Consider the following 10,372-nt stretch of genomic DNA (forward strand, 5'->3'; position numbering starts at 1 on the left):
ATGATAGTCGCTGGCGGTTTCGCTTGGGTCGATGATTTTGTACGTCTTTATCTGTCAAATCCAATAACAGTTGCTTTAGGCTTCTTTGCTTTCATCATGATTGGTTCAAGCCTAATCAGTTTCCCATTTTCATACTATTCGACTTTTGTAATCGAAGAAAAATATGGCTTCAATCGAAGTACATTAAAAACATTCTTATTCGATAAACTTAAAGGTGGTTTAATAACGGCCATTTTAGGTGGAGGTCTTTTGGCTCTCATCATTTGGATTTATACGATGACGACCACTAATTTCTGGTGGATGGCTTGGGCTTTGATTGCTTTCTTTATGGTATTTATGAGCATGTTCTATTCTTCATTAATTGTTCCACTTTTCAACAAGCAAACACGTTTGGAAGAGGGTGAATTGAACACAGCGATCAGTACGCTTGCCGAGAAAGTGGGTTTTAAACTCGACAATATTTATGTGATGGATGGTTCGAAACGTTCATCGAAGGGAAATGCCTATTTTTCAGGATTAGGTTCGCGTAAACGAATCGTTTTATTCGATACATTGATAGACGAATTATCAACTGAGGAAATTGTAGCTGTTTTGGCTCATGAAATAGGGCATTATAAAAAGAAACATACACTGAGCTCAATGATATTAGGGCTTTTGCAAACTGGCATCATGTTTTATATTTTCTCATTGTTAATAGGAAATGCTAGTTTATCAGAAGCATTAGGTACAACTAATCACAGTTTCCATTTGGGATTGATTGCCTTTGGTATCTTATGTTCACCTATATCAACCTTTTTAGGTTTAGGAATGAATATTCTATCCCGTAAGAATGAATATGAAGCCGATGCCTACGCTGCTGAGCATTATAATGCAAAAGCTTTAGCAGATGGTTTAAAGAAACTATCAGTTAGCTCTCTGAGGAATTTGGCGCCCCATCCGGCTTATGTGTTTTTCTACTATTCACACCCAACTTTGTTGCAACGTTTAAATGCCATGCAGGATTAATAAAACCTGTTAGAGTCAAGCGAAGCTTGTCCTGACAGAGTTTGGAATCTGTATAAAGGGAAGAATGAAAACCGATAACAGAAAATATTATTTTAAAATAATGCAAGCAGAAATTATAACCATTGGCGACGAAATATTGATTGGACAGATTGTTGATACCAATTCAGCATGGATGTCAAAGGAACTGAATGAAATTGGTATTTCTGTTAATCGCATTACGAGTATTTCAGATACTAAGGAAGCCATTGTTTCTTCTATTGAAGAGGCCATGTCGCGTGTTGATTTGGTTTTGACGACGGGCGGACTTGGTCCGACCAACGATGATATTACTAAAAAGACCTTGAGTGATTATTTTGCTTGTGAATTGGTGCAGGATGATGGTCTTTATGCAAAGATTGAAGAGCGTTTGGCACGATACAAAATTGGTATGAATGCTTTTAACCGTGAACAGGCTCTTGTTCCTCAAGGTGCTAGAATTATCACCAATGATTTTGGAACGGCGCCTTGTATGTGGTTTTCCAGGGATAATAAGCATGTAATTTCCATGCCGGGCGTTCCTTTTGAGATGAAGAATATCATGCAATCTAAGCTATTACCTATTCTAAGTGAAGAGTTTGATTGTCCCTATGTTTTGCATCAAACGGTTATGGTTCAAGGATTGGGAGAATCAGTTCTGGCTGAGATGTTACAAGATTGGGAAGCTAATCTTCCATCTGTAGTTAAGTTGGCTTATTTACCATCGCCAGGCGTGGTACGTTTGCGCATGAGTTTAGTGGGCGATGATGAAGCGGAATTGAAGTCCATCGTTGAGAATCAACTTAAAGGGCTGAAAGCTATTTTGGGAGAACGCATATTCGCCTTTGATGATGAGAAAATCGAGCAGGTGATTACTACTCTCCTTTTAGATAAAAAGAAAACGGTGTCTACAGCTGAATCTTGCACAGGCGGAAATATGGCACATATGCTAACAGCAATGGCTGGAAGCTCGGCCTACTTTAAAGGTTCGATAGTGGCTTATTCCAACGACGTAAAAGCAAATGTTTTAGGTGTAAATGTGAATAGTCTGGAAGATTTTGGTGCCGTTAGTCAACAGGTGGTTGAGCAAATGGCCACAGGGGCTTGTAAGGCTATTGGTACAGATTATGCTATTGCTACATCAGGTATTGCCGGACCCGACGGAGGAACAGAAGAAAAACCTGTAGGAACCGTATGGATTGCTGTCGCTTCAGTTGATAAAGTGATTTCTGAGAAATACGTGCTCTCAAAAGAACGTGGACGCAATATTAGAATGGCTTCCATGGCTGGTTTTAATATGCTTAGGAAGATGATATTGGATGATGAGTAGATTTGTTGATCGATTTCATTCTCTCGAATTCTTTTTTGAGTTGATTAATCTGAATGAGATTGCTTGGTTATAGATCAAGAAAGCTGTCAGGATCAGTTGAAATATGACCTGACAGTCCTTAATCATATAAAATTTAAAAATACATCATCAAAGCCACACCCAAGCCAAGGCCTGCTAGCACCAATGAAATTTTGTGTCTATCCGTTTTGAAAAGAGTGAGAATAAGCGAACATATCAGCAGGCTTAAGAAACTGATGAGGAGGAATGCTGAAAAACTTCCCAGATTATAACCTAAATAAGATAAGAACTTCAAACTAGAACCCAACGCTGCTTTGTGGTGTAGGCTAAGAACAAAACCTTGCATAATCCCAATTAAAACAAAAATATTGTAGTGTAGTGTGCTCACTCGATTACTGAAGATGCCATTAAGTGATACAATAATCAGGCTGATAATGGCAAGTAAGTGAATTGTGGTGGAGGTAAGGCTTACAGCTTTAAATACAGAAAGAGACAAGCCCACTAAAGATCCTGAACAAAGCGCCAAAATTAGAATGAGATACGTTTTCCATTCTCGGAAACTAAAGAAAGCTCCAATAATAATCAGAAATAATATTTGATGAATTGCCGAAACTCGGCATAAATGCTTGAGTGCAATTTCGAAGCTGTAAATTAGTTGATCCATGTTATAACTTAGTGATTAGAGAATGGCTTTTACTTTTGTATTTAAATGAAAAAGCCTTAATAGTTGATCTGATTAAATTTAATTCGAGCTCGGCAGTTTTCTTTGCCAGTGGTACAACTTATAATTTTACAATTCATGTGATTCTCATCATCTAATTCTTGATAAATCTGAATTTGCTCGTCTAATTTTAGCTCATGTAGAAAGTTGATTTCCAATTCAGAAATGGGTTTTTCTGTTAATGTCTCATGTGGGAACGCGTCAATCAACCATTTTAGATATTTCACATTGTTTACATGATGATTAATATCGATATCAGAGTAGTGAATTTTTATTTCTTCGATAAGTTCAGCTTCCTGTGATAGGGGCGCCAGTTTTTCAAGATCTTTTGCGAAAACCTCTGGAAAATTGCCTATAGGCATATTTTTCACTATTTCATGCGGACGAAGTGGACGATGGCTTTTTGAATCGACAACCAACCAACAAGAGCTGGCTAAAGCAATGATATTGTTTTCAGTATCAAAAATACGAAAGTCTCGCGCACCAAAAAGACTTTTAATACCAGTTGGAAAGGTTTCAATTCGAATATTTTCTTTCCATTTTGCAGGACGTATGATTTTAATCTTCATACGAGAAAGGACCCAGGCATGGTTATTTTGATTTAAATCCTCCATACCTTGTCCAATCATATCAACATGATTGCCTGCAATTTCCTGCAAGTAATTACAAATGCTCGTGAGTTTTGCATTACCATGCCAATCAGTATCGAAAGAACCGATTGTGAATTCCTGGCTGTATATACTTAAATCTGTCATTAGAAAATTACAATTATTGATTAAGAACGTCTTGCATTATAAATCGATCGAATAAGAATCAAAACCACAAATGGTAAAATTGTATAGGGTAATTCTTGCGGCATAATAGGCCAGGCGGCTATCACCAAAAGTAAGAATATTGAATGATATTTGAAGTAGCTTTTTACCCATGAAGGTCTGTTTTTCTTAAAAAGAACGTGTATTAATGGCAGATGAATAGGTAATGCCCAAAGAATATTAAAGTTAGGTCCCATGGCCTGATGATCGGTTAAAAACCAAAGAAACAGAATGACAAAGCCAAATAGAGAGGTGGAACCAAATACTAACACATCGAGTAGAACGAATCGCTTTTTATTTTTTAGAGAACTCAAGGTCAGTAGTAAACCAATAAAAGAAATAAAGCCGAAAATGAATAAGGGATGCAGATACCAAGGCGTTGGTTTTTGTTGAGCCATTTCGCTTAGAATAATATTTTCTTTACCAACAAGCTTTGTAGTTTGGTTTCCCTGTGTAATTAAAGCCTGATCAAAGCCAATTTTCAGCATATCAGGTAAGAACATCTTCTGATAATTTGTGGCTTTATTGTCGAGAGGTTGACCTAAAACCAAATGGATACCCGTGTAAATCCAGGGTGTTTCGTTCATATAAAGATTAAGTAAATCTCTAAAGCTTTTATCGCTTATTTTACCAGAGTCTTTATATTCTACTTGACCTAAAATTTCGTTTTGAAGAACATCACGAATAAGGGTAGAGCAGTTATTGAATAAGAAGTCGTATGAATAATAGCGGTTCTCAGGACGATAGTTTTCCCAAAGTGCTTTTAATAACTTTTGTTTTGAGTCTGAACTCAAATTTAAATCTTGTTCAACAATCCAACGCTGGTCTCTTTTATAAGCTGCTTTAAAATCTTTAAAATAATTGACGGTGAGGTTGTATTTTAGTTTGCCTCTTATGAATTTTGGATAAAAATTTGGTGTATTGAAATCAAAGTTCCCAAAGTTGAATACAACATCCATATTTTTGGATGGTTCTTGAACTCTAATGGCAGAATGTCCAAATAGAGAGTAGAGTTCTAAGCCTGGAGAACAAGTGAGTATGCTAATTTGAGTCTTGTCTGTAGTTTCTTGCGCCTGCACTATACTAGCCGGCTGGACAAGCAAGAGTGTAAGAAAGAGTAAAATGAGTAGGTTTCGCATAGTTGTGTATTATTTCTCCCCGAAGATAATAATTTTTGTATCTAGGTTGTTAAATAGCTTTGTCAAGATTTCTTGTATTTTAGAAATGTGGGTAATTTGAAATGAAACTGCCCCATTCATAATGAATAGGGCAGTTTGTAATGCTTGTTTTAATCTTGTTTTTATCTCATATCAACAACTTCTACATCTGGGTTTGCTGTTTGATCGAATACGAAATCAGAATCTTTGAATTCCACATTAGGTTCAAATTTCTTGATTTTAATGGTGATGTTATTACCATCTTTTCCTATAGATACCAGAGATTTCATTTCTAAAGTCTTCGTATCAATATGAAGTCTGATACGAGAAAATGGTCTTTCTTCATCTAAAGGAAATAGATCGATGACATGAAAAGAACCTGCCGAAGTTGTTTGTTCTTCTATATAACTAAATTTGAAACCAGTTTCATATAGAGTGAAGATCTGTGTTGGATTTAGGCCACTTTCTTCATCTTCTTCATCTGGCTCCTTAATATTAACTTCTTCTGCGTCTACCAAGTGTTGGTAGATGGTTTTACCATCAAAATAAGTATAAACATCCATCAGGTATAAACGGTACTTATCACCCTTTAGAATAATATTTCCATCTGAATTTTCGTGAACGTCTTCTTCTGCATTATCCATATTAAAAGTAAACTCAGCCTTTATGCTACTATACTTTTTATTGATTTCAGAAACTTGATCTAAAATTGTTTTTGCCTTATTTCCTTGAGCAGAAACATTCAAGCTTAATAGTGTAATAATTAATAGAGAAATATACTTTGTCATATTTTTTTCTGTTTATTCTTGTTGAGATATTATAAATGTCTTTTTGATGGTTTTGTTTAATCAATTATTGTGCCAGTTACGTTAAGACTTGAGATAATAATTTCTCCAATGAATAATCATCAGAGACTAAAACCTGACGGGCCTTACTTCCTTCGAAAGCTCCAACAATACCTGCTGCCTCAAGTTGATCGACAATGCGACCCGCACGGTTGTAACCGATAGAGAAGCGTCTTTGAATAGCTGATGTTGAACCCTGTTGAGAACCAACAACCAATCGGGCTGCTTCTTCAAACAGGACATCACGTTTTTGCAAGTCAACCTCTGCCAGATTCTCATTACTCTCTGCAACATATTCAGGGAGCATTAATGCGGAAGGGTAGGCTTGTTGCTTTTGAATATACTCTGTGAGAGCCTCAACCTCCGGAGTATCAACAAAGGCACACTGCACACGAATCAATTCACTTCCGAGTGAGATTAGCATGTCACCACGCCCAATCAACTGGTTGGCTCCGGGGCTGTCCAAAATAGTTCGGGAGTCGATCATCGATGCAACTTTAAAGGCAATTCGAGCTGGGAAATTGGCTTTAATCACACCAGTGATAATATTTGTCGACGGACGTTGAGTCGCGATAATCATATGAATACCAATGGCACGAGCCAACTGGGCAATACGAGCAATCGGAGTTTCAACTTCCTTACCAGCTGTCATAATTAAATCGGCAAACTCATCGATAATTACGACGATATATGGCAGGTAACGGTGTCCGTTTTCCGGATTAAGCTTACGTTTTACAAATTTGGTATTGTATTCGATAATGTTTCGAGCGTGTGCTTTTTTAAGCAGATCGTAACGGGAATCCATTTCAACACAAAGCGAATTAAGAGTCGCAATTACTTTATGGATATCGGTGATAATTGCCTCTTCCTCTTCGGGTAATTTGGCAAGAAAATGCTTTTCTATTGTCGAATAGATATTCAACTCTACTTTTTTTGGATCGATCAGTACAAACTTAAGTTGCGATGGATGCTTTTTGTAAAGTAAAGAAGTAATGATTGCATTTAGACCAACCGATTTACCTTGTCCGGTAGCACCAGCAACCAAAAGGTGAGGCATTTTTGCCAGGTCGAGGGTGTAAGTTTCGTTTGAGATCGTTTTACCCAAAGCTACAGGCAGTGCATATTTCGATTCCTGAAATTTCTTTGAAGCAATAATGCTCTTCATTGAAACAATTTCAGGTGTGCGGTTTGGTACTTCGATACCAATGGTTCCTCGTCCTGGAATTGGTGCAATAATACGAATCCCTAATGCCGCTAAACTTAGTGCAATATCATCTTCAAGATTCTTGATTTTAGAGATTCGTACACCAGGAGCAGGCACTATTTCGTAAAGCGTAACGGTTGGACCGATTGTTGCTTTAATCTGAGTAATTTCAATTTTATAATTGCGAAGCGTATCGACAATTTTAATTTTATTACTCTCAAGTTCTTCTTTACTAACCTCTGAATTGTTAATGTGATGATCTTCCAGGAGATCAAGTCCTGGGTAATTGTAGTTAGATAAATCTAATGTAGGGTCAAAATCATCCATAGGAGCATGATTGATTGAGACACTTTCCTCTTTAACGCGGACAGCTTCAATGGTTAATTCAACATCAATATCTTCATTATCTTGTTTGTTTGTGCTTGTTGCAGGTTTAAAGTCAGATTTGATATTAAGTTCTATTTCACTGCTTTTATTAATTGAAAGTTCTTCTTCCTCTTCAAGCTCTGAAATAAACTCTTCTTCAAGCTCAACTTCAAATTGCTTATGATTTGTTTCTTCAACTTGATTAGGACTTATAATAAGTTCATCTTGGAAAGCCGTTTCATCTTCAAGCTCACTATCGTCTTCATCAAGTTCCAACTCGTTAACTTCTGGTTTAGCTTTTCTTTTGAACGGTTTTTTCATGTGGGTTACTGCATTCTTAAAACCAAAGGCTATCAAACTAAAGAAACAGATGATGATAACAAAAAGAGTTCCTACATTTCCAATCAGTGAAATTAACCATTCACTAATGAAATAGCCATGAGTTCCTCCTAGGTATAGGAAGCTAGTGCTGGTTGAGTCGACAAATAAGAAGGCAAGTAATACTGAGCCCCATATGCTGAATAATAGGGTATAAAGAATACTTGTCTTGAGTGATTGAATTTTTATTCCAAACAAACGAATTGACAAAACAGTTAGAATATATAGAATAGAACATGCTGCTATTCCAAATCCTTTGTTTATTAAGAGATTTGAAAGAAAGGCTCCGGTTTTTCCAGTCCAGTTTTCTACACGAATGACTGAGTCTAAAAGAAGTTCTAAAAATTGAATGTCTAATTTGCTTTGATCGGCACCTCCTGTAAAAAAGAAGGATACAAATGCTAAACCTAAATATATGGTAAATAAACTAGAACTGATTCCTAGAATAAATCGAATACGTTCGTCTGCTAAAAAAGCAGGTGTTGTAAACCACTTCTTTTTTGTTTTTGTGTTTCTTTTTTTTGCCATTGAGTCTATTTTTCCTACTTATAATATGATGTGAAAGTAATAAAAATAGGCCGTAATTCCACACGAATGAAGGCATAGAAATTCAATACATATTCTATGTAATTAGAAACTAAAGAGAACGGATTTTGTTAAGAAATATTGTATGTGCGTAAGCTTATTGCCTAACACAATGGGTGTAAGAAAGTTTTGAACCGATCGATCTGCTTTTAAAGCAGTAATTCCTACATTTTAAGAAACAGATGTATTTATTCTTTAAAGCTTAATGCATATTTAAGAATTGTTTTTACATCAGATTTAACGTAGTCAGCAGGGATGATGAATTCTTTGGTATTAACAGGAGTTAGACAAATATTCTGAGCCGAAAATCTTGCTTTTATTTTGTTCATTGTAGTCTCAAATTCAAGCAGTACACCATCAATTTTGTTAAAAGGCGTATTTCTGTTGGGATTCTCCAGACAAATATCTCGGGTATAATAAACATCTATTGGATTAGGTAATTCTTCAATATATACTCTAGCCAATTTGCATTTATAGCCTGCAATAACTTTATCTGTTTTTAAGTATTTTATTTTAGTTGCAAGCTTGTGGCTATATATGAAAGGGATCTCATCACTAGAAAATTCATAGTTCATCTTATTATTGAGAATCTTAAAAAGAATGGAACTCTTAGGTTCTCCAATTTTTGAAATAAATTTTGTACTGAAAAATCCTAAGTACCCTTCAGATAGAACAGAGATATCATTGTTTTTAAATTTATATTCAACTACAGTTGGAAGGAGTGCAACAATTGGATTTGCATCCTCATCGGTCTCATAGCTTACTTTATAGGTAATAACCCCTTCGGAGTCAGTCTTTTTTTCATCCGACTTGTTAGAACATGATACGAAAATTAGTAAGATGATCAGTATAAGGGTTGTATGTTTCATATAGGTGTGTTGTCGTTCAATAAAAATAGATAAAAGCAACTATTAATCAAACGTGAATCTTAGTTCTTACATGAATATGTTTTATTCCAATGTGAAAGTAGCTAATTACTTTGTAAAAAATACATTCTCAAGATTAAATGAATATTTAATAAATAAGCTATCATGTATTAGGTTTAATTTTATTGCTGCTCTTTTCCTGTGGGAATCTATTTTATTGTTGCAAAAGTAAAAATATGCGTTTTTCTGTTCATAATCTTAAGATATATGAAAAATATAAGATGATTTTATGAAAAAACAATGGTATGAACATAACAGTAAAAGTTTATTGTAAATGCAAACGAGTGTATCTTTTAAAAAGTCTGTGTATTGAATTTCAATTTTTTAACGGTACTTATATTTTACAGTAAAAGTTTAGTCGTTTAAGGTGCTGAATAACAGTTAGTATAAAAGCTTTGAAAAAATATTAAAATTCATTGAAATCTTGATAAAATTTCTAGATTTGTATCTCAATTATTCAAACAACATAAATAAAAACCTATAATGAATAAATTAGCAGTTGTAGCATTAGGTGGAAATGCCTTGTTAAGAGGGAATCAAAAAGGTACTGTTGAAGAACAAAATCAAAATACGATAGACACTCTTGAAAATCTTATCTTCCTGGTTAAAGAAGGATATGATGTTATTATTGCTCATGGTAATGGCCCACAAGTAGGGAACATATTGATGAGAAATGATGCAGGAGAACAACTATACAACATTCCTCAGATGCCTTTAGATATTGATGTTGCTGACTCACAAGGTGGCATTGGTTATATGATTGAAAGAAACTTGCGTAATGTATTAAAGGCAAATGGCATCGAAAAAGATGTTGTGACTTTAGTTACTCAGGTTGTCGTTGATAAGAACGATGCTGCTTTTGCTGATCCAATTAAGCGCGTGGGTAGAATTTACACAAGAGAAGAAGCAGATCAGTTAATCGCTGATAAAGGATGGATCTTTAAAGAGGAAGTTAAAGCTGATGGAGGATGGAGACGTGTTGTCCCTTCGCCAAAGCCAATTCGTGTAAT

General features: G+C 35.4%; 8 protein-coding genes and 1 pseudogene. 3 read left to right on the forward strand and 6 right to left on the reverse strand.

Annotation, left to right across the window (positions count from 1 at the left end; translation table 11 throughout):
* Positions 1 to 1,005, forward strand: a 1,005-nt coding sequence (locus ABY905_RS09560) for a M48 family metallopeptidase (protein ID WP_372642978.1), incomplete at its 5' end; no start/stop codon positions are given.
* A gap of 100 nt (positions 1,006 to 1,105) precedes the next feature.
* Complete coding sequence (locus ABY905_RS09565; protein WP_372642981.1) at positions 1,106 to 2,350, forward strand: competence/damage-inducible protein A; 1,245 nt, start codon at positions 1,106 to 1,108, stop codon at positions 2,348 to 2,350.
* Positions 2,351 to 2,483: 133 nt separating this feature from the next.
* On the opposite strand, the gene ABY905_RS09570 is transcribed toward ABY905_RS09565, so the two are convergent.
* The 6 genes from ABY905_RS09570 to ABY905_RS09595 all read right to left on the reverse strand — a co-directional run bounded on the left by ABY905_RS09570 (position 2,484) and on the right by ABY905_RS09595 (position 9,305).
* On the reverse strand, positions 2,484 to 3,032 hold the full coding sequence (locus ABY905_RS09570; protein WP_372642984.1) for a hypothetical protein: 549 nt from the start codon (positions 3,030 to 3,032) through the stop codon (positions 2,484 to 2,486).
* A gap of 56 nt (positions 3,033 to 3,088) precedes the next feature.
* On the reverse strand, positions 3,089 to 3,844 hold the full coding sequence (locus ABY905_RS09575) for an acyl-[acyl-carrier-protein] thioesterase (protein ID WP_372642987.1): 756 nt from the start codon (positions 3,842 to 3,844) through the stop codon (positions 3,089 to 3,091).
* Between the two features lie 20 nt (positions 3,845 to 3,864).
* Positions 3,865 to 5,040 carry a DUF4105 domain-containing protein gene (locus ABY905_RS09580; protein ID WP_372642989.1) on the reverse strand — a complete coding sequence of 392 codons (1,176 nt, stop codon included), beginning with the start codon at positions 5,038 to 5,040 and terminating at the stop codon, positions 3,865 to 3,867.
* Positions 5,041 to 5,201: 161 nt separating this feature from the next.
* Positions 5,202 to 5,846, reverse strand: a complete 645-nt coding sequence (locus ABY905_RS09585; RefSeq protein ID WP_372642992.1) for an outer membrane lipoprotein carrier protein LolA — start codon at positions 5,844 to 5,846, stop codon at positions 5,202 to 5,204.
* 76 nt (positions 5,847 to 5,922) lie between these two features.
* Positions 5,923 to 8,379 carry a DNA translocase FtsK 4TM domain-containing protein gene (locus ABY905_RS09590; RefSeq protein ID WP_372642994.1) on the reverse strand — a complete coding sequence of 819 codons (2,457 nt, stop codon included), beginning with the start codon at positions 8,377 to 8,379 and terminating at the stop codon, positions 5,923 to 5,925.
* A 245-nt stretch (positions 8,380 to 8,624) separates the two neighbouring features.
* A complete protein-coding gene (locus ABY905_RS09595; protein WP_372642996.1) occupies positions 8,625 to 9,305 on the reverse strand; it encodes a hypothetical protein in 681 nt (226 codons plus the stop codon).
* Positions 9,306 to 9,845: 540 nt separating this feature from the next.
* On the opposite strand from ABY905_RS09595, the pseudogene ABY905_RS09600 reads away from it, so the two are divergent.
* Positions 9,846 to 10,372 (forward strand): annotated as a pseudogene (locus ABY905_RS09600) (carbamate kinase); the annotation flags it as partial.

It is taken from the genome of Ancylomarina sp., from assembly GCF_041555295.1.
GTDB lineage: Bacteria > Bacteroidota > Bacteroidia > Bacteroidales > Marinifilaceae > Ancylomarina.